Consider the following 21068-nt stretch of genomic DNA (forward strand, 5'->3'; position numbering starts at 1 on the left):
AAATGAAAAAAGTTTTTAGTATCACAATGACAATGCTGTTTCTGTTGGTTTCTTTCCAGCAGGCATTGATTATTGTATACTTTAAACTGAATCAAAATGATATTGAAAAAGAGTTTTGTATTAATAAAACTAAACCTCAACTGCAATGCCATGGTAAATGCCATTTGAAAAAAGAGCTTAAAAAATCAGAAAAAAACAACGATTTAGAACTTAATGGTATCAGTAAAAAGATTGATTTTGCTATGATTTCGAAAATGGAATTTAAGCCTGAAATCTTAAAAAATATAAATTCAAACAAAATATTAATTTATAAGGAAGGAATTCATTTTGAGCCTTATCTGGAAATCTTTGTACCGCCGCCTCTTTTTAATTGCTGTTAACCAAGACTCAATAAATAGAATTACAATAATTAAAATTATAAAAATGCAAAATTTCAAAAAATACCTTTTGTTATCAGTAGCTATGTTGGCATTCGTATCTTGCTCTAGTGATGATGATAATCCTGTGGCAAACAATGTAACATTAGAATTTAATAATACTTTTAAGGGAACTACAATTGTTTTGGGCAATGCAGGCTCGACATCGGCTACAGTAAATACCTCAGCCGCAGGACAAGTACATCATTTTTCAGAGCTAAAATATGTGATCAGCAATATACGTCTTATAAAAGACAATGGGGATGAAGTTCCATATAACATAAATGATTTGGATAAAGGCGCAACAGTTATCGATCAGGCAAAAACAGCTTCTTTAAGTTATGTTTTAAGTAATATTCCGTCGGCGACTTATAAGCAGATTAAATTTGGTTTAGGAATCAAACCGGAACAAAATACTTTAGACCAGGTTAGATTTCCTAATTTCTATGCAGCTGCAGGCGCTAACGATACAGAAATGATGTGGGAATGGGGAAGTGGATACCGTTTTACAAAAGTAGAAGGTTTTTATGATACCGATAATAAAGCAATGTCAATTCATACCGGAAGTACTGTTGAAGGAACTGAAGGAGCTTATACTCAGGGTGTAAATGCATACAGAGATATTACTTTAAATCTTAGTACAAATGCAATTGTTGGAAGTAAAGCACCAAAAATCAAAATTACAGCTGACTTTGATAAATTGTTAAGCGGAAAAATCAATACAATTACTTTGTCTACAGGAACAGGAATGAATGATAATGCAACTCCAAACGTTCATACTGCCGCTCAAATGGTGAAGTTTGTTGATAATTTGGGTGGAAATGGTTCAAGCGATATCAGCGGAATGTTTTCTGTTACTGCCGTAGAAAACTAAAACTATATTTTAGAGTCGTCTTGATGTAATTTGAGACGACTCTATTTTTAAATTCATTTCTAATGAAAAAAATAATTGTTTTCTTATCAGTAATATCGTTATTAACATCTTGTAATAATGATGATTCTGAAATGATTTCTATAGACAATCCTGAAATTACATTAAATATTCCTTCTGAATTTCCGGAAGTAAATAGTTTTGTGAGTTTAAATAAACCAACAAAATATGGTGTGGAATTAGGAGAAAAACTTTTCTCTGAAAAAAGATTCAGTGCAGATAATACTATTTCCTGTTCCAGCTGTCACATTCAGTCGAATGCTTTTGCAGATCATAATCCGCAAGCGATTGGAATTGAAGGAAGAATTGGACTGCGAAATGCACCATCACTTCAGAATTTAATGTTTATGAAATTTTATAATTGGGACGGAAGTAAACTACAGCTTGAAACACAGCCATTAGTTCCCATTATAACTCATGAAGAAATGGATTCTTCAATACTGGAAGTAATAGAGAAAATTAAGGATGATCCGGCTTATAAAGATTTGTTCCAAAAAACATTTGGAGATGAAAGTATTACACCCGAAAGAATTTACAAAAGTATCGCACAGTTTGAGTACACGCTAATTTCTGCCAACAGCAAATATGACAAAGTAAAACGAAATGAAGGAGAATCCTTTACCACAAGTGAAGCAAAGGGATATGAGACATTTCAGCAAAAATGTGCAAGTTGTCATGGTACAGAATTGTTTACAGATCAGAGTTTTAGAAACATTGGCTTTCCTGTAAACACAAATACCAACGAAGCCGGACGAGGAAGAGTTACGGGCCTTGCTTCTGATTATATGGGTTTTCGGGTTCCTACTTTAAGAAATATCGAATATACAGCGCCTTACGGAAGTTTTGGACAGTTTTCTACCTTAAAATCGGTTTTGGATTATTTTGATAATGGCGTTTTGGAAGCTGATAATCTTGACCCGGTTTTTAAAAATAATGGCAATAAAATACCGCTTACGGAAGAAGAAAAGAGCAATCTTATTTCGTTTATGAAAACACTAACGGATAATCATTTTTTAGGAAATTAGTTCATTTAATTTGATATCGTGAGTTTTACCTCCCAAAAGTTATATTTTGTTATTTAACTGGTCTATTTTTTTTAATTTATTAAAAATGAAATAAAAAAAGAAAGTTTTAAATTACATTGATTGATTTGTTAGCTTTGTATAAGCACCAAAAACTTTTTTATCATGCCTGTAATTGAACAATCAGAATATAATTTTCCTCCGATTATTCATCGGAACAGGCATATCTCTACTATTTACGCTGCTTTATTTAAAAAGTTTGAAGTTCCGGGATACACAAGAGAAAAACATGAATTGAATGACGGGGATTTTATTAATATAGATTTTATTCTAAATGATCCTAAAAAAGCAGTGATTTTGTGCCATGGTTTAGAAGGCGATTCCCGCAGAACTTATAATAATAGCTGTGCAACTTATTTTCAGGAAAAAGGTTTTTCCGTTTTCGCCTGGAACAACCGTACCTGCGGAGGAGAAATGAACCGACTGCCAAGACTTTATCATCATGGTGCAGTTGATGATCTTGATGAAGTAGTTCAGTTTGTCCTTAAAAAAGGATTCGAAGATGTTTATTTGATTGGATATTCAATGGGAGGTGTTCAGCTTTTAAATTATTTTGGCTGGACAAAAATGGATGAACGAGTAAAAGCAGGAGTTTCCATTTCGGTACCAACACATATTGCTACAAGTGCTGCTGTACTCAAACAAGGTTTTAACAGGGTTTATTTAAAGAATTTTACAATCGATATTAAAAAAAAGCTAAAATACAAAGCGGCACAGTTTCCTGATTTTATAAACCGTGATCAAATTGACAGCATTACTTCTTTTGATGAAGTGGATCATTATTTTACAGCACCACTGCATGGTTTTGCCAGCCGTGATGACTATTATCAGCGTGTTTCTCCAGAATTCTCCCTTAAAAATATTACCATTCCGGTTTTAATTATTAACTCTCTCGATGATCCTTTTTTAGGTGAAAGATGTTACCCAACAGCCATAGCAAAAGACAGTCCATACGTTTATCTTGAAACACCAAAGTATGGAGGACATTGTGCTTTTCCACTCCGCAATTCAACCTATTCCTATGCAGAGACAAGAGCGTATGAGTTCTTTAAATCTTTTCAATAACTTCTGGAATGTTGCGAACTTTTAGCATTTTTTAAATAACCACTTGCGTTAAAGGATATAAAATACAATTCAAATTATATAAATGTTTAGTTTATCATATTTCTAAATTTGAAATATAACGAACAAACAATAATATTATGAAAACGCTATCTAAATTAAAAATTGTTTTAACTGTACTGATAATAGGACTTTTACTTTCATGTAAAAATAATAAAGATGGGTATAGTGATGAAATCGACACCAGACAAACTCCCGATACGACTGCTACAGACACCATTGAAAATAAAGGTTCAAATACAACCGGTACAAATACAACTGGCGCAACAGGAACTGAATCTGAAGGGGTTACCGGAGCGGGAAGTATTTCGGACCCGGGAACTGCTACCAAGAGAGAATCTACTCAGGGTACAGGAAGTGGTCCCGGAGAAAGTGCTAAAGATGGTTCAACATATACTTCATCTCAAACTAAGGATACCGTAAGCACGAAACAACCTGTAAAAGGAACCAAAAAATAATGTTAGTTTAGTAGACAGACATTTATCCAGATTGAAAAATATTCAAATTAAGTACCGCTGAAATAGAAGCTTTAACCTAAAAAAACAAGCTGCCATTGGCAGCTTGTTTTATATTATCAGATTAAAAATTAGTGACTTTCACTGTTTTCAAATCCAAGAATCGTAATCATATAAGGCGTTTTCGAAACCTTAATTTTCTTTGAAATTTCCATGGAAGTCAAATTCAATTGCAATAACTCTCCTGTATTTGGAGATGTGATGTAAGCAAAATTCTCTGTTAACTGGATTTGTGGTTTTAAAGTAGCGTCAGTTGCAGTTTCGGCGATGATCTTTCCTTCTTTTTCAACTGCTAAACTATTCAGGTTATATAATTTGAATTCACCGGAATGCAATAAAATTCCCAGTTTGCTATGATTGTAACTTACTTTACATTGCATAATAGTCGTATTTTGCAAAATTGGTTTAATTGTGCTGTTTGCAACATCAATTAAATAAGCCCCTTTTGCGGCAGTATAACCTACAAATTTCCCTTTCGTTGAAGTTTCTAAAATACTTCCAAACCAAGCAGTTCCAAAATCTTCAGGAAGAGCAATCAATTTTTGTTTCCCTGTACTTTCAACAACAAGAACTCCACTAGCAGAACCAAAAACAGCATAAGTTCCGTCAGAAGCATTTCCGTGAATTCCTTTGGTAACAATTGTGGCATCAAAAAGTGTTTTACCGGTATTGTCTATAATTTTTACTTTTTCAGGAAGCGTTCCTGTAATCGAATTATCCTTTTCAGTAATGGCATAAGTTCCGTTAGTAAAAGTCGCCATTGCACCGTGATGCGCCAAAAGTCCTGCATTTATCACTTTAAATACCGCACCTGGAGTATTAATTTCAGCTTCTTTTGCCACAGACAATGTGCCGTCTCCGTCATTAAAAGTCAATAATTCGCCAATTTTACTTTTAAAATGTGTTGGCAAAAGTGATTTTCCTGTCAAAGCACCAAATTGCGGAAGACCGTCTACATCAACATGATCGCCATGACTTTCAAAACCGCTGTCAAAAGTTTCAACCGTGTTGTCAGCTCTATGCACTATTCCTGCATATCTGCCAGATTCTGTAGTATAAAGAGCAGATTTTGCAAACTTTGCATTAAAAGAACTTGTTGTGGCATCAACCGGATTTACCAATGTAATTTCATTTGTTTTTTCATCAGAAAGTAAAATTCTAAGGTATTTAAATTCTAAAAGCGTTTCTTCGGGAGTTTCAACATTGTTGTCGTCATCATTACTACATGAGATCACGAAAGTCGATAAAGCAAATAAGAAAATCAGTTTGAAATAATTGTTTTTCATTGTAAAATGTATTTAAATTAATATTTGGGTTTAATTAGAAACTAATGGTAATTGGCATCGATTTATAGACGCTCAAATTGTGTGTGGTATTTTTATAAAGAATTACCCAATTGTATTGACCGGATTGCCATGATTTATCCAAAGTTGTTGCTTCCCCAATAGCATCTTTATCAGCGCCAATAGTGATGCTTTCTCCGCCCCATACGTCATTTATTTTTTGAAGCGTAGCAATTTTTGAAGCAGCAGGAAGGTCTTTATGTTCAACTTTTGAAATCACAATTACTTTTTTAAAATCAAGATTATCAATGCTTTCTGGATGGTAATTCAGGCTTTTTTTGATTAAAACAGAATATAAAATTCCGTCGCCCACAATCTGGCTAACCTGCGCATGAGCTGTAAGCAAATCATTTTTTTTGAAGATTAATTCCGGCTCCACCCAGGTTTCCATATAATAAATCAGATCGTCGTTTCTGGAAATCATATCGCGTCCTATTAAAGGATCAGCAGGCATATTCGCGGGATCTGTAATCGTAATTTCTTCCTTAATTTCGAGTTGGGTTCCATTCTCATCCAAAACAATAAAATAGAAATCAAATTTACCTTCGGGAGCATCTGCAGGAATCGTAAAATGTTTATGTACATTGGTGTTTTTTGTTCCGATGTATTCAGCCCACTTAAACTCCAATTTCCAGTCTTTTGTGTAGGTTTCTCCACTTTTCGGAAGGATTTTTAGCTGTACATCGGCAATTTTATCGCCAGCAACAACATCGGCATTAAAATGAAAATCACGACCAATTAAGGCTCGTTTGTTATTGGCGGTTCCAATTTCAATGTTTTCAGCTGTGGGTTTTGCAGCTTCCGGGTTTTCATCATTATCACAGGCAGTAAACGAAACAGCCACAATGGATAACAGAAGAAATAATTTTACTTTTTTCATAAGATTTAGGATTTATTAATTTGATTTAAAATTTTTATTGATGAATTAAAAACGGCACTTTTACCGACAGAATAATATTTCGGCTTGCCTCAGGAAGTTCGATTAACCGGTAAAAACTCGTGTGATTGAGGTATTTGGTATTAAACAGGTTTTGAACCTGCAGGCTGATTATAAAATCCTGTTTTCCGGTTTTTAATTTAGTTCCTAAAGCAAGGTTGAAAACATTACTGCTCGCGGTTTTCTTTTCGGGAGGAACAATCTGGTTTTGCGCAGCGGTATAACGATAATCAAGCGAAAAATAAGTATCTCTCAAATTTTTGATTTCCGGACTGTACGTCATCCCAAACAAAACCGAAGCAGGAGGAGAGAAGGGAAGCGTATAACCTTTTTTATTTCCTGATAATTGTTCAGAATAAAGATATTCGGCCAGAATTTCGACACTTAAACCAGGCATAAACTGATAACGCGTTTGCAATTCGCCACCGTATCGCATGACTTTACTTTGCTCATATTCAAACACCTGATTTCCTGCTCCGTAATAAATATCATGTTGCGAAGTGGGATTCAGATATATATAATTGGGGAAATAATTAAAAAACGGACTCAGTTGAAAAGACCATTTATTTTCCTGCCATTCCATCCCAAGATCTAATTGGTACGAACGTTCTGCAGATAAATTGGGGTTGCCTTTTTCAAATCTGAAATAATGATAATTGACACCGTTTGAAGCCAGTTCTTTTGCAATCGGCATTCTAAAACTCGTTCCCAGATTTGTTTTTAAAGCAATTTTCCCCGGATTATAATTCACTCCCGCTGACCAATTAAAACTTTGAAATGTTCCGTTCAAATCATCTGAACGTTTTAAATATTGAGACGTTGTCTGACCATTTTCCGTAATTTCACTTAGAAACCAATCGTTGTATTGCTCCATTTCGATTTTACCATAATCGAGTCGAACAGCACCATGAAGCAGCCATAAATCACTGATCCGGATTTTATCATAAGCAAATAATCCCGCTGTAATTTGCTGGAAAGCAGGAATTAAAAAACTCCAGCCATTAATAGTATTCTGCTGTTTTTCGCCATTGATTCCAACAGTAAACTGATGTTTATTTATCGAAAATTCATCTTTAATTGCGATAGAAAAAACTTCTTTATCGTACTGTCTTTCCAGATTATGAGGTGCATACATATCATCAGGATATAGGGGCGGCATAAAACCATGATTGACATAATGGCTCCATTCGCGACGGAAATTCTTCTGAAATCCCAATTGTGTTTCCAGCTGATGATTTCCTATTTGAAAAGAAGTTGTATTGCTAATTTTGGTATGCGTAACTTCCTGAAAAGGCATCAAAATATCGCGGCTCGATTTGTCGTGAAGTTCTGTATCAACATTTCTGGGTTCAAGTCCGTGCGCATTGGCAAAAAAGCCGCTTTTACTGTAAACATTACTCGCATATAAAACCGATTTAAATTTTTCGGAAACATATCCTGTACTTGCGTGCAAATCGAGTTCACGTCCTGCAGTATTTCGCAGGCGATTTTTATATAATGGAACGGCATAATTGTAAACATGAACCGTATCTGTAGGAACACGATAATCGCCGTAATCCATAACCGTCATTCGAGTATCGAAAAACCATTTTTCATTGCGCCCAAACAGATTAATCGATCCGCCAAATTGTTCGTTGTTACTTTTCCCGGTAAAATCAATGCTTCCGCCTAATGTGTTTTTTGCAGGCACGGGAACGGGTTTTATATTGATTGCTCCGCCAATAGCATCAGATCCGTACATAAAAGAGGAGGGACCTTTGATAATTTCGACACGATTTACCGCATATTGATCGATTTCTAGTCCGTGATCTGCGCCCCATTGCTGGCCTTCGTGTTTAATGCCGTTTTCGACCACAATAACCTGATTAAAACTGAGGCCGCGGATTAATGGTTTTGAACCTCCGGAACCAATGGAAATCGTTTTAACACCGGGAATTCTTTGCAGTGATTGCATCAGGCTTCCACCGAGATTTCTCTGGATAAAACTGCTGTTTACGGTTTCGATATTTAGCGATTCATCTTTTTTTCGGCGAAAGCCAAAATTATCGGAAACAATCACTTCTTCTAATTCTTTTATGTCTGGTTTTAAGAAAATATCCGGTAATAAAACGGCACTTTCTTTCAGCGAAAGCTTTATTTCATAAGGCAGATAACCCGCGTAGTTTATCGTTAAGCTTTTCGAATTTTTTGGAATATTTGTAAAATAAAAATGACCCTTTTTGTCTGTAATTGTAGTTAAATTACCGGGCTGAATAATAACGGTAAGACCTTCCAGCGAACCCCTTTCACTGGAAAGTACTTTACCTGATATACGAACTGATTGTGCTGCTGTTTTTGAAACTATAGCAAAACAAAAGAGCAGACAAAAAATTCGGAATCTATTTAATTTGGTTTTATACATCAAAATCAGCTTATAAAATTTTAATGCTTAAACCTTTAATGGTCTGCCAGCCTTCTTTATCCGTCAGGCGGATTAAAAAATGATAATCTCCGGGATCAATATCCTGTGGAATGCTGATTTCCTGAACGGCCTCGTAACTTTTTTGCCCGGCGGGAATAGTAACCGAATTAATATAAAGCAACGGATTTACAGGTTTTTTAATTGGATCTGATACACAATCATTGACTTCTGTACTATGTGTATGATGATCAAAATTGTGGTGAATATCAAGACTGTAAGAACCTAATTGGGCATTGTCTGTAAATTTTGTTCTGAAGGTGATTTTTTGTCCGCGTGTAATTTCACTGCATTGCACAGGAAAAGTATTTGAAGCAGAAATATCAATAACCGGATATTCTGTGTCAATTTGCTCATTATCGCTTGAACAGGCGGTAACAAAAAAAGACACTGCAAGAAGCGAAAAGGCAATTTGTAGTATTTTCATGTTTTTTGATTTGGTCTGGATTGTATTCATAAATATTAAATTGGGTTACGAAAGAAAACGATACAACAATACAGCACAGCTATTTCAGAATAGCAATGATGGCATTACGTAATTTTACAAACTAATGGTGTGATTATGCTCTAATAAGCATCTTGGGAAATAAGCGTTTCACTTTTGAAACCAAATAAGAATTCAATATCAATTTAGAATTGAAATCTATTTCACCTGGTTTAAAAACGTAACATACGGCATGTGCCTAAATGGTTTTTAGGTTTTTATTTTGAATTGAATTTGAAGCCGAATTATGAATATCAAAATTGATTTAATGATACCATAAAATGTTATTTATGGCTACAGAAATCCTGAAAGAAATTAAGCTTTCAAAAATAAAAGTCATAAAAAACAATTGGTTTTCGACAGCATTCAATTCTAAATAAAAAATGCGTGTACAGTTCATCGTGAAATGATGGCTTATTTATTTAAATTTTGGGTGGTGCACGAAGCGCAAAAAGGGATCCTTTAAAAAAGGAAGAGTAGGCTTTGAAATAAAAGCCAACATTTGTAGTAATGCTAAAGCTTTTATAAAAATCAAAATGTACAAAAGATAATGTACTAACCGGACTAAATTTAAAATGACAGATCGAACATTCTTCAGTAGAATGATCGTGTATTTTAAATTCGCTTTTATCTGAATAATGTTGTATTGAACTTTTATGTGCAGAATTATGATTCTGTATATGTTCATAAGAATGTATTGCCGGAAATAGTATTGCAAATACTACCAGCAGCGGCATAAAAAGAGTAATAAATTTAAATTTCTTTTTCATTCTGAACAATCGTCAGTACAAATATAAAATTCTTATTTTTAAATGCAACTGTGTTTCATTAAAAAAATATTATTTATTAAAATGAAGATGTTTTTTAAGCTGCTTAAACAATCAAAATAGTTGTATTTTTGAGATATGAATTAAAAATTTAATTAAAATGAAATTGTTAGATGCCCTAAAGTGGAGATATGCCACGAAAAAAATGAATGGAAAAGTTATTCCTCAGGAAAAACTTGATTATATATTAGAAGCAGCAAGATTATCACCTTCATCATCCGGTCTGCAGCCTTATCAAATATTTGTTATCTCAAATAAGGAATTATTAGAAAAGATAAAAGCAATTAGTTTTGACCAAAGTCAAATTACAGATGCATCTCATTTATTAGTTTTTGCAGCCTGGGATGGTTATTCTCTGGAAAGAATAGAAGCTGTATTTAATAAGACGGTTTTGGAACGCGGCTTGCCATTAGATGCAATGGATGCTTACAAAGAAAGGTTATGGTCAATGTACGAACCTTTAGGTCAGGAATGGCATGCAAATCATGCGGCCAAACAAGCATACATATCATTTGGTATAGCAATCGCGGCCGCCGCTGAGCAAAATGTAGATGCTACACCAATTGAAGGATTTTTGCCGCTTGAATTAGATAAAATATTAGAATTAAATAAACAGGGTCTTAAAAGTGTTGTATTACTTCCTTTAGGATATAGAGATGAAACCGCTGACTGGCTGGTAAACCTGAAAAAAGTTAGGACTTCAATAGATAAATTCGTTACTTTTATTTCTTAATTATAAGATGTATAGTATTGTAATTAAATTTGTTGATGCGCTACAAAAGAATATAAATAATGGGAAAAAGTTCTATTTCTATTTGTATATTTAAAATTGTAAAATAATAATAGGATCTATGAAGAAAATAGGATTTTTATCGTTTGGGCATTGGGCCAATCATCCATCCTATCAAACTCGTACAGCAGCTGATACACTGCTTCAGTCGATTGATCTGGCTGTTGCTGCAGAGGAAATTGGTTTAGACGGTGCTTATTTCCGTGTTCATCATTTTGCAACACAGCTTGCATCGCCTTTTCCATTACTTTCGGCCATCGGTGCTAAAACGAGTAAAATTGAAATTGGGACAGGCGTGATTGATATGCGATATGAGAATCCGCTATATATGGTGGAAGATGCCAGTGCCGCAGACTTAATTTCAGGAGGACGTTTACAATTAGGAATCAGCAGAGGATCGCCGGAGCAGGTCATTGACGGCTGGCGCTCTTTTGGTTATGAACCCAAGGAAGGTGAAACTGATGCTGATATGGGGCGCAGAAAGGCTTTAGAATTTTTGGATGGACTTAAAGGTGAGGGATTTGCTGAGCCAAACCCGTATCCGATGTTTCCAAATCCGCCGGGTTTATTACGTTTAGAGCCACATTCAGAAGGATTGCGAGATCGTATCTGGTGGGGAGCAGCCTCTAATGCCACAGCTATCTGGGCAGCCGAAAACGGGATGCACCTGCAAAGTTCTACCCTGAAGTACGACGAAAATGGTAAACCCTTCCATATTCAACAGGCAGAACAGATCAGGCTGTATAAAGAAGCCTGGAAAAAAGCAGGACATGAGCACCAGCCAAGAGTTTCGGTAAGCCGTTCTATTTTTGCACTGGTCAACGATCAGGATAAGTATTACTTTGGAAATCAGGCTAAGGGTTCAGACAGTTTTGGTAATATTGAAAGAGATAAAAGGGCAATCTTCGGAAAAAGTTATGCAGCTGAGCCTGATAAACTCATCGCAGAGCTGGCTCAGGATGAAGCTATTCAGGAAGCGGATACAATATTGCTAACCATTCCAAATACATTGGGCGTTGATTACAACGTACATATATTGTCTTCTATACTAAAATATATCGCCCCAGAATTGGGTTGGCGTTAAAAAGATTTAAGATTTCATATGTCTCTTAACTAAAAGTCCCATTCGCCGCGGCGAATGGGACTTTTTACGTTGTTCCAAATTAAAACAACTTAATTTCCTACTTATTTATATAACGGTTTTTGTTAAAAAGAGTGATTTTTGAAAAATAAATTCGTGTAAAGTTCATGTTGTCAAATATTTATAATATATTTAACTTATGAAACATGGGAATTGTGTAAAATTTATTGATAAATTTGCAACATCAAAATATAAGTAAAAATAATATTTGTGATAAGGCAATCCCAATCTGCTGTTAACTAAAATTTACTGTAGCATATGAAAATATTTTTTATGGCACTGTTTTTTTCTTTGACTTCTTTTACAACCTACAATGTAACAGATAAAAAAGAAATGTTATCTGAAGTTGAATTCGCACGACTTACAAATCATGTCAGCGAGATCAAATCTTTTACTTCTGCAAACCGCACTTATAGCAAAAAAATTGCTTTTCTTGTAGATATGAAAATCAAATCAGGAAAGAATCGTTTTTTTGTTTATGATCTTGAGAATGACCAGATAATTGACCAGGGGCTTGTTGCACATGGTTCAGGATCAGAGACAGGAATAAAAGGCGATATTCTGCAATTTAGCAATACACCAAATTCTAACTGCTCTTCGCTAGGCAGATATTCTATTGAAAAATCCTATAACGGCGTTTTTGGCAAAGCTTTCAGGCTAAATGGTCTTGATGAGACTAATAGCAATGCCTTGAAAAGAGCTATCGTATTGCATCGTTATAAAGAAGTTCCCGATGAAGAAAAAGAATATTATATTATAAACAGCCATGGCTGCCCTATGGTAAGCGAGGTGTTTTTTAAAAGACTTGAAAAAGTTATTGAGAGTTCAAATTCGAAAATAATGCTTTATATGTATTATTAATCAAACATAAAACAGTCTTACAATACTAAGAAACAGTATAAAATAAAAGAGCTAATTAGCTCTTTTTTTTATTTTATGTATGGATCAATAATACTTCTTTCTAAACCAGAAAGCAACATTAACCAGTGCAATAAGCGCTGGCACTTCTACCAAAGGGCCTATAACTCCTGCAAATGCCTGACCGCTGTTTATGCCAAAGACGCCAATAGCTACGGCAATTGCAAGTTCGAAATTGTTTCCTGTAGCGGTAAAAGCTATTGCTGTTGCTTTTGAATAATCGGCACCAAAGTATTTTCCAACAAAAAAGCTGATGATAAACATAATAGTAAAGTATATTACCAATGGAACTGCGATACGAACAACATCCATAGGAATTTGAACAATCAGTTCCCCTTTAAGACTGAACATCACAATGATGGTAAAAAGCAGAGATATTAGGGTGATTGGAGAAATAAACGGTACATATTTAGTTTCAAACCATTCAGATCCTTTTATTGCAATAAGTGCATAACGGCTTATAACTCCAAGTGCAAACGGAATCCCCAAATATATCCCGACACTCTCGGCAATCTGACCAATACTGATATTTATTTCAAAACCATTATATCCAAAATAGGGAGGTAGTACCGTTATAAAAATATAAGCATATACGCTATAAAGCAGTACCTGAAAAATACTGTTCAGGGCAATAAGACCAGCAGCATATTCTCTGTTTCCATCTGCAAGGTCGTTCCAAACCACAACCATGGCAATACAGCGCGCCAAACCAATTAAGATCACACCAATCATATATTTCGGATAACCATTTAAAAAAAGCAAAGCCAGAGCAAACATTAAAACAGGTCCAACTATCCAGTTTAAAAATAGTGATGCAAATAGAATTTTAGTATTCCTAAAAACCTGTCCCATCTTTTCGTATTTCACTTTTGCCAATGGCGGATACATCATAAGTATGAGCCCAATAGCCAAAGGGATATTGGTTGTTCCGCTTGAAAAAGAATTGATAAAATTTCCGCTCGAGGGAATAAAATAACCAATTGCTACACCAAGAGCCATAGCCAGAAATATCCAAAGCGTTAAAAATTGATCCAAAAATCCTAATTTCTTGCGTTCTACGGCTGGCGTACAGTTATTTGCTGACATTATTATTGTTTAATTTGTGAGAATACATAAAACATTTCAGTTCCAATTTGAAGACTGCGCTCCAGATATACCTCTTTTTGCTTTGGTGTTCCGTCTGAAACCTTTGGATCTTCAAAGGTGATTGGAATACGTTTTTCGGCACCTGCAATAAAAGGACAGCCTCCATCAGCCTGTGAGCAGGTCATTATGGCAACAAATTCACTCTCAGGATTAAAATCATCATCATAGGTTTTAGAAAAGCCGATAACCGGGAGTTCATTCGATGCAAACTTTATAGAATAAACTGGGTTTTGACCTTCTGAAATAGCTTTAATTTTAAATCCGGAATGCTGAAGCGTTTCGGCTACCATCGGAAACAGGGCAGTAGCTTCTGTACCTCCCGAATAACAGGAAACATTTTGTATGTTGTAATTTGAAGCTGCGGTCTGCGCCCAAACCTGAGACAAATGGCTTCTTCTGGAATTATGTGTACAAATTAAATTTAGTCTTATCGGCTGCTGCTTGTCAACTTTGTTTTGAATATAATCAACTAAAGGCTGTAGTATAGTTTTGCGTTCGTCAGAGATCTGATTAAAATCAAATGAATTGGTGGTATTTTTAATTTCGGTAAATAACATAGTTTGTTTGGTATTTATAATAGATTTTTAATGGTTATTTAAAAATTAGCAACAACCTGATCCGGGTGCGCATGAATTTGAAGAATCAGGATTTAACTGAGTTAATTTTATCTTAGATTTTTCTGCTGGTATCCCGCATTGTTCCTGAGCAAGACAGGCAGTTTGTTTATTAAGTAAAACAAAATTTTTGCCATTAAAATCTAAATCATATTTGCCAATTGTGGTATCCTGATATTCAACTTCAATTTCATGATCTTCAATACCTAAAACCTTTTCTGAAAGTTCAATGATATGAATCAGTTTTTGTGGTTTAAGTCTATGCTCGTAATCATTAGCATCCCAAAGCTGAAAGTTTACAACAGTTTCTTTTCTTACCGTTCCTCCGCAGTCAATGAAGTTTTTTGTGATTAAACCAACTTCTGTTACATGGAAATATTCCGGAACAAAATTTCCATTAGGCAATTCAAAATTTACTGCCTCAACAGTTTTTAGTACTTCTTTAATTTCTGAAAGTTTCATAATGTATTTTTTTAAAGTTTTTGATGTGTTTACAACAGAATTATTAAATTCTTTTTACCGCATTTTTTTATAATTAAATACTTAATTTTAATTGATAAGCTGGCTTCTTCTTTCTAGCAGAACAGTATCTCTCCAGATTCCATTTTGTTTTCCAATTTTTTCTCGAATACCTAATGTTCTGAATCCGGCTTTTTCATGGATACGCAGACTAGCTGTGTTTTCTGGAAATATTCCCGCCTGCAGCGTCCATATGCCTTCAGTTTCACTCAAATGAACCAGTTGTTCTAAAAGTGCAAGACCGATTCCTTTACCCGAATGCTCTGGATCAATATACACGCTTACTTCGGCTACTCCTGCATAAACGCATCTTGAAGAAACTGGTGTAAGTGCTGCCCAGCCTATAATCACGCTATTACTTTCGGCAATAATTCTGCAAGTAGCAAGATGTGATTCGTTCCAGTTTTCCCATGAAGGAGCGCTGGTTTGAAAAGTGGCATTGCCGGTGTTAATTCCTTTTTCATAGATTAATCTAACCTGCGGCCAATCTGTATCCAATAGTTTTCTGATTTCCATAGTAATTAATTTAACAGCACTCGTTTCTCTTTTTTTCTAAATGAGCACTGATGTGTTCGAAAAATCCTTTTATTTTTTCTAATCCCGGTTCATTAATACAGTAACAAATAGAGTTGCCGTCAATGCTGCCTTTTATTAAGCCAGCACTTTTAAGTTCCTTAAGATGTTGCGATACTGTTGGCTGAGATAGCGGCAATTCATTAACTATATCTCCGCAGATACAGGCATCTACTTTTAGTAAATATTCCATAATCGCAATTCTGGCTGGATGACCTAAAGCCTTAGCTAAAACCGCAAGTTCGTTTTGATTGTCTGTAAAATGATCTGTTTTTGTAGCTCCCATTGCTTTATATCTATATTGCAATATTACGATATTGTTTTGAAATAGGAACATGTTTTTACAAAAAATATTTTGATTGCTTGTTTATTGCTGTTTGGTTGAAAGGAAGTTAACTCTAAAGCCTGTAGATAGTTAAAAACCAGAAAACAGGAATTAATGCAAAAACTGGACTATTAACAAGTTAGTAATCCTAACTACTTTTGTACTTGTAATTAGAATGTTTAACATAATTAATTTCATCAATGTCAAAATTTTATCTCAATACTCAGGAATTGCTTCAGGGAGAATTCAAAGTAAATAAGGTTAATATAGCGTTTGTATTTCAGGTAAATTGTCCGGGTTGTTTTATATATGGTTTTCCTATGATGAACGATCTTTACAAATCATTTAAGGATAATGTTGGCTTTATTGGAGTAGCAACTGCTTTTGAAGACTTTAAATATAATAACGAAGCCAACTTAAAGCTATTATTAGAAAACGGTACATTAGTTGGAGAAACCAAAAAGTATTACAATACAAATTTCGGGCTTTCTAACTATTTAGATATTCCAAACTTTCCAATAGCTTTTGATACTATTACATCTTCTGAACAATTACTTAATTCAGATAAGATTGAATTAATTTGCAATATCATTCCCGATTTTGAAAATTTTTCTGAGAACGAAAAAGAAACTTTATTGACAAAAATAAAGTCATATTACGCACAGATACCTGTAATAGCAGAAACATTTACACTCAATCAGTTACAGGGAACTCCATCATTTATTATTTTCGATGACAATTATAATATCTTAGGAGTGTATTTCGGGCATCAAAATGAGGATATATTAAAAACTAAATTAGAAAATTTGTTATCCTGAATTTTTGCAGAATTTTTAGGTATGAACTCAATGCTTATCGTAGCTAAGTGATATAGCTCAGCAACGACTCTTCGTGCCACTTTCAAAAATTGCTAATTATTTAAATATCGCAAAAAAATATTTGCGATTCACGAAATTTAGTAATCAAACAAAATGAATTCTTCGTAAAGTGTTGATAATGTGTTGTTTTTTATTCAGGCGTAAAGATTGCTATAAGTTTAAATGTTAAGCAATTAAGTTAAGATTTACTGTTTTAAAAATTAAAAGACAGTAAGCTGTACTTTATTCATCACTAAAAATTTAATATTATGACAAAATCAAAATCCATAATTCTTATACATGGAAACTTTGTGAATGATTTAAGCTGGGCAAATTGGAAAAGCTACTATGAGAAAAAGGGGTATACAGTTTATACGCCAGCTAATCCTGGACATCAGGGCAATCCTGCAGATTTAAGAAATCACGTTCATCCGGATCTTACTAAAACAGGATTTACTGATGTGGTTGGCAACATAGCCAAACTGATCGACAGTCTGCCAGAAAAGCCATTAATTATTGGGCATTCTATGGCGGGAATGGCTGTAATGAAATTGTTGGAACTAGGAAAGGCTTCCGCCGCGGTAAGTATTGACGGAGCGCCGCCCAAAAATGTATTTCCTCCGTTTCAAACCTTAAAGACTGTATTGCCTGCATTTGGCTTTTTCTCCGGCAAAAATTACTATATGGGAAGCCGTGAATGGTACAATAAAAGTTTTTTTAATACCCTGCAGTCTGAAAGCGAAAAAGCGAATGCTTTTGCCACTTACGCAGTGCCGGAGAGCTTTAAAGTAAGCCGTGAACTAGTACTGAACTCTTTTTCTAACATTGATTTTAAAAAACCGCACGAACCAATTTTATTTATTGGAGGGGGAAGCGACAATATTTTTCCTGCGTCCCTTACAACAACTTTGGCAAAAAAATATAAAGATAAAAACAGCCGTGTCGATCTGAAGATTTTTCAGGGGAAAAGCCATTTTATCTGCGGAGAAAAAGGATGGGAAATTGTTGCAGATTTTATTTTAGACTGGTACGAACGTTTATAATTTTTTGGTGAAATTTCATTAAATCAAAATTTGATTTTGGAAATATAACAACTTCTGAAGGAAGTTCTTCAATCACTATACATAAGTCCGCGGATTAGAAGATTAAAACACTTTCGCAGGTTTTCTCAGCAAAAATCTGAAATCGTATGGTATAAAAACACATCGAATTTGTTTAATCTTCAAAATCCCGGGACAAATATTTCTCTCCTGATACCGCATTTACTCCCCTGAAAATTCATTATAGAACCGCAGTCCGTTTTAAAACAATTATGGCTGTCGGTTTTTTTTAAGACTAAAAAAACAGTGTATGCATCAGATTACGACAAAAACGGTTATGTTTATTTCGGGGGCTTTTGTGAGTCATTATTATTGGGAGCAATGGCTTTGGTATTTTAAAAGCAAAGGATACAAAGTTGTGGCACCGCCATGGATTCATAAAAACGATACTCCGGAAAATTTGAGAGACGCAAATTCTTCTAATAAAATTGGCTCAATATGTTTGTCTGAACTTTTATGCTATTATACCGAAATTATAGAACAGCTTCAGGAAAAACCAATTTTAATTGGTCACTCTTACGGCGGTCTCTTAGTTCAGCTGCTTGTTCAGCAGGATTTTGCAGCGGCTGGCGTTTGTATCAGCTCTTTTCCACCAGCAGGCTTATCTTTTAAAAAATTTCTATTTTATAAAAATATACTCCAATTTGTGCACCTTTTTTTTTCAGATAAAAGTATCGTTTTGCTAACGTTTAAAAAGTGGCAGGATATTTTATATAATGCTGCATCGGAAGAAGAACAGATAATCGCATTTGAAGATTTTATAATCCCTGAATCACAAATGGCTTTGCGCGATCTGCTGTTAAAAAACACAAGAGTAAACTTCAAAAAACGACATGTTCCTCTTTTTTTTGTAGCAGGATCGGAGGACAAATTTGTTACTTCTAAAGCGTTGTATTGGAATTACAAAAAATACAAAAACTTTCATTCTATCACCTGTTACAAAAAACTAGAGGGCAAAGATCATTTTTTGATATTGGAACCTCAATGGGAAGAAACCGCAGAAAGTATTGTAAAGTGGCTTGATAAAATCAGTTAAATTTTATTGATCTCGAGTTTTTTAATTTAGCGTTGAGGGATTAATATCTAAAATTTCAGCTGCACCTCCGGAACCCGACACTTTTTCATTGCATTTTTTTAGAATATACAAAATATAATCCCTTTCATTTTCTACAATAGTTTTTATGACAAGTGTTTTATTCTTACAATAAAGCAATATCAATCTATGGGAATTTTGTAAGATCCTGCTGTAATTAAATACTTTGTACGCTCTTCTCATTTGTATCTTTAATTGTGTTTAAAAACTATTTTATAATCAAAAGAAAATGAGTTATGGCAGAAATTAAAATTGAGAAAAAAAGGCCGATATGGCCGTGGATTGTTGCATTACTACTAATAGCAGCACTTATATACTATGTCTTTGTAAATGATCATGAAACTCATAGTGAAAACAGTGTAGAAATCGAAAACAGTACAAGTGCACAATAGAACAGATAACCGGAAAACAGTGGGACAATTTTGTTTTTTCGCTATTGTGAAAATTAAAATAAATAGTTTTCTGGAGTTAACAGACAAATAAAAACAGTATATAATACTATTTAAAAAAAATTATGGAAAATAAAGACAAAAACTTATACAGACTGGACGAACTATCTGATTATAAAGTTGCTTCCAATTATTCTGATGTAAGAGGGTGGAAGATCGTAGATGCAGAAAACCATACAATTGGTAAAATTGATAATCTTTGGGTGAATAAAGACATGCAGCGCGTGGTTTATCTGGATGTAAAATTAGATAAAAAATTAATAGATGACCACCGTAATGAAGTGCGTGATGTTATAGCAAACGACAACGGAAAGGAGTTTATCTATAAAGAAGGAGACAGCCATATTATTATACCAATTGGATCTGTAAACATAAATACAGACACTAAAATTGTTATGGCAAATAGTATTGGATATGATACTTTTAGAAACACAAGCAGATATAATACGCAGCATAATTTTGACAGGGAATATGAAAGAAGAGTAATGAAGTCCTATTATCCTGAAAATGATCCTAACTATGATAGTAATGATGACGCTTTTTACAACCGCAGGGAATTTGAAAATCGCTAATAAGGCATCTTAGATAAGATTAGAAAGATCAAACGTTTATAATGTTTGATCTTTTTTTTTGTGAAAAATGCCGCAACTGCTTACTATTGCATAATTTTGTAGGGCACGAAGCAACCAGCTTCTTACTATTATACTATGAGCAATATCTTTTCTGACAACAGCCAAATAGGAACAGTATCTACTTTCTCTGATCTTGTACATACTGATTTTACGGGAGAAATGAATGCGTTGTGCTGGTACAGAAATTTGGATGGCGATTTTAAGGAGATTGTAGCCCAGTTATCTTTGCAAAAAAATATAGCAGAAAATATAACCGAAGTTTATCCTGAAGATTTAATCGCACTCCAACTCTCAGAAAAGGGGAATGTAGCAAGGGAAATAATCTTAAATGATTTACAATTATTAACTGATTTTGGCGCTTCTCCAGCTCTTAATTTACTGAAATGTTATGAACGTGATGATGAATTTGATTTCATATCCACAGATGTGTATTCGTTTCATGTTGATCGTTCGCCCATTGCAACAGATACTTTTTTATGCACCTATCACGGAGCGGCAAGTGATATTGTTTCTAATTCGCAGGCAGAGCAAAAAATCCTGATTCCGGAAATTCGAACAAAGCTAAAAGAACTGCATGACGGACCAACAGAAGAATTCGAAGACTTTTTGACGGAAAATTATTTTGATTTGCATTATCAGCTACATACAGATGCAGAACCTGTTAATTTACGTTTAGGGCATCTTTGGCGCCTGGCCGTAGATCATCCAAAACAACAAGTACTGCCTTGTATTCATAGGGCACCAATAGAAAATGATGGGGAATATCGGTTGTTGTTGATTTGTTGATTTGTTGAGG

General features: G+C 34.5%; 24 protein-coding genes. 14 read left to right on the plus strand and 10 right to left on the minus strand.

The features are described from left to right. Positions 1-2: 2 nt before the first annotated feature. From AC4FQ3_RS01995 to AC4FQ3_RS02015, 5 genes are all read left to right on the plus strand, one after another. Positions 3-380, plus strand: coding sequence for a hypothetical protein (locus tag AC4FQ3_RS01995; RefSeq protein ID WP_491180667.1), 378 nt, complete (start codon positions 3-5; stop codon positions 378-380). A 43-nt stretch (positions 381-423) separates the two neighbouring features. After that, complete coding sequence (locus tag AC4FQ3_RS02000; RefSeq protein WP_491180668.1) at positions 424-1290, plus strand: MbnP family protein; 867 nt, start codon at positions 424-426, stop codon at positions 1288-1290. 62 nt (positions 1291-1352) lie between these two features. Continuing rightward, a complete protein-coding gene (locus AC4FQ3_RS02005) occupies positions 1353-2372 on the plus strand; it encodes a cytochrome-c peroxidase (protein WP_491180669.1) in 1020 nt (339 codons plus the stop codon). Between the two features lie 162 nt (positions 2373-2534). Beyond that, a complete protein-coding gene (locus AC4FQ3_RS02010) occupies positions 2535-3494 on the plus strand; it encodes a YheT family hydrolase (RefSeq protein WP_491180670.1) in 960 nt (319 codons plus the stop codon). Between the two features lie 137 nt (positions 3495-3631). After that, a complete protein-coding gene (locus tag AC4FQ3_RS02015) occupies positions 3632-4009 on the plus strand; it encodes a hypothetical protein (RefSeq protein ID WP_491180671.1) in 378 nt (125 codons plus the stop codon). A 128-nt stretch (positions 4010-4137) separates the two neighbouring features. Here the strand turns inward: AC4FQ3_RS02015 and AC4FQ3_RS02020 are convergent, their stop codons facing one another. The 5 genes from AC4FQ3_RS02020 to AC4FQ3_RS02040 form a co-directional block, all read right to left on the minus strand. Next, positions 4138-5352 carry a hypothetical protein gene (locus AC4FQ3_RS02020; protein ID WP_491180672.1) on the minus strand — a complete coding sequence of 405 codons (1215 nt, stop codon included), beginning with the start codon at positions 5350-5352 and terminating at the stop codon, positions 4138-4140. A 34-nt stretch (positions 5353-5386) separates the two neighbouring features. Continuing rightward, complete coding sequence (locus tag AC4FQ3_RS02025) at positions 5387-6289, minus strand: DUF4625 domain-containing protein (RefSeq protein ID WP_491180673.1); 903 nt, start codon at positions 6287-6289, stop codon at positions 5387-5389. A 34-nt stretch (positions 6290-6323) separates the two neighbouring features. Continuing rightward, complete coding sequence (locus AC4FQ3_RS02030; protein ID WP_491180674.1) at positions 6324-8747, minus strand: TonB-dependent receptor; 2424 nt, start codon at positions 8745-8747, stop codon at positions 6324-6326. A gap of 10 nt (positions 8748-8757) precedes the next feature. After that, positions 8758-9231 (minus strand): DUF4625 domain-containing protein, encoded by a 474-nt coding sequence (locus tag AC4FQ3_RS02035; RefSeq protein ID WP_491180675.1) that lies wholly within the window; start codon positions 9229-9231, stop codon positions 8758-8760. A gap of 479 nt (positions 9232-9710) precedes the next feature. Further along, the gene (locus tag AC4FQ3_RS02040) at positions 9711-10058 is read right to left on the minus strand and encodes a hypothetical protein (protein WP_491180676.1); all 348 of its coding nucleotides are present in this window, start codon (positions 10056-10058) and stop codon (positions 9711-9713) included. A 157-nt stretch (positions 10059-10215) separates the two neighbouring features. Here AC4FQ3_RS02040 and AC4FQ3_RS02045 point away from each other — a divergent pair, with 157 nt between their 5' ends. From AC4FQ3_RS02045 to AC4FQ3_RS02055, 3 genes are all read left to right on the plus strand, one after another. Beyond that, positions 10216-10848: an NAD(P)H-dependent oxidoreductase gene (locus AC4FQ3_RS02045; RefSeq protein ID WP_042567152.1), complete on the plus strand. Its 633-nt coding sequence runs from the start codon at positions 10216-10218 to the stop codon at positions 10846-10848. Positions 10849-10966: 118 nt separating this feature from the next. After that, complete coding sequence (locus tag AC4FQ3_RS02050; protein WP_463461178.1) at positions 10967-11989, plus strand: LLM class flavin-dependent oxidoreductase; 1023 nt, start codon at positions 10967-10969, stop codon at positions 11987-11989. A gap of 330 nt (positions 11990-12319) precedes the next feature. Beyond that, entirely contained in the window at positions 12320-12907 is a 588-nt protein-coding gene (locus AC4FQ3_RS02055; RefSeq protein WP_491180677.1) for a murein L,D-transpeptidase catalytic domain-containing protein, read from the plus strand. A gap of 84 nt (positions 12908-12991) precedes the next feature. Here AC4FQ3_RS02055 and arsB read toward each other — a convergent pair whose 3' ends face one another. The 5 genes from arsB to AC4FQ3_RS02080 all read right to left on the minus strand — a co-directional run bounded on the left by arsB (position 12992) and on the right by AC4FQ3_RS02080 (position 16102). After that, positions 12992-14050 (minus strand): ACR3 family arsenite efflux transporter, encoded by a 1059-nt coding sequence (gene arsB / locus AC4FQ3_RS02060; RefSeq protein WP_491180678.1) that lies wholly within the window; start codon positions 14048-14050, stop codon positions 12992-12994. A gap of 2 nt (positions 14051-14052) precedes the next feature. Next, entirely contained in the window at positions 14053-14667 is a 615-nt protein-coding gene (locus AC4FQ3_RS02065) for an arsenate-mycothiol transferase ArsC (protein ID WP_491180679.1), read from the minus strand. 45 nt (positions 14668-14712) lie between these two features. Next, on the minus strand, positions 14713-15186 hold the full coding sequence (locus tag AC4FQ3_RS02070; RefSeq protein ID WP_073394056.1) for a DUF6428 family protein: 474 nt from the start codon (positions 15184-15186) through the stop codon (positions 14713-14715). Positions 15187-15273: 87 nt separating this feature from the next. Next, positions 15274-15759 carry a GNAT family N-acetyltransferase gene (locus tag AC4FQ3_RS02075; RefSeq protein WP_491180680.1) on the minus strand — a complete coding sequence of 162 codons (486 nt, stop codon included), beginning with the start codon at positions 15757-15759 and terminating at the stop codon, positions 15274-15276. Positions 15760-15769: 10 nt separating this feature from the next. Further along, positions 15770-16102 (minus strand): ArsR/SmtB family transcription factor, encoded by a 333-nt coding sequence (locus tag AC4FQ3_RS02080; RefSeq protein ID WP_471733504.1) that lies wholly within the window; start codon positions 16100-16102, stop codon positions 15770-15772. Between the two features lie 239 nt (positions 16103-16341). On the opposite strand from AC4FQ3_RS02080, the gene AC4FQ3_RS02085 reads away from it, so the two are divergent. The 6 genes from AC4FQ3_RS02085 (at position 16342) to AC4FQ3_RS02110 (ending at position 21058) form a co-directional block, all read left to right on the plus strand. Next, a complete protein-coding gene (locus tag AC4FQ3_RS02085; protein ID WP_491180681.1) occupies positions 16342-16959 on the plus strand; it encodes a hypothetical protein in 618 nt (205 codons plus the stop codon). Positions 16960-17267: 308 nt separating this feature from the next. Further along, positions 17268-18041, plus strand: a complete 774-nt coding sequence (locus AC4FQ3_RS02090) for an alpha/beta hydrolase (protein ID WP_491180682.1) — start codon at positions 17268-17270, stop codon at positions 18039-18041. A 307-nt stretch (positions 18042-18348) separates the two neighbouring features. Beyond that, positions 18349-19134, plus strand: coding sequence for an alpha/beta fold hydrolase (locus tag AC4FQ3_RS02095; RefSeq protein WP_491180683.1), 786 nt, complete (start codon positions 18349-18351; stop codon positions 19132-19134). A 293-nt stretch (positions 19135-19427) separates the two neighbouring features. Then, on the plus strand, positions 19428-19583 hold the full coding sequence (locus tag AC4FQ3_RS02100) for a hypothetical protein (RefSeq protein ID WP_463461171.1): 156 nt from the start codon (positions 19428-19430) through the stop codon (positions 19581-19583). A 122-nt stretch (positions 19584-19705) separates the two neighbouring features. Beyond that, entirely contained in the window at positions 19706-20212 is a 507-nt protein-coding gene (locus tag AC4FQ3_RS02105) for a PRC-barrel domain-containing protein (RefSeq protein WP_073394062.1), read from the plus strand. Positions 20213-20347: 135 nt separating this feature from the next. Next, positions 20348-21058: a DUF1826 domain-containing protein gene (locus AC4FQ3_RS02110; RefSeq protein WP_491180684.1), complete on the plus strand. Its 711-nt coding sequence runs from the start codon at positions 20348-20350 to the stop codon at positions 21056-21058. The last annotated feature ends 10 nt before the right edge of the window (positions 21059-21068 follow it).

The organism is Flavobacterium sp. AK-345, assembly GCF_058310175.1.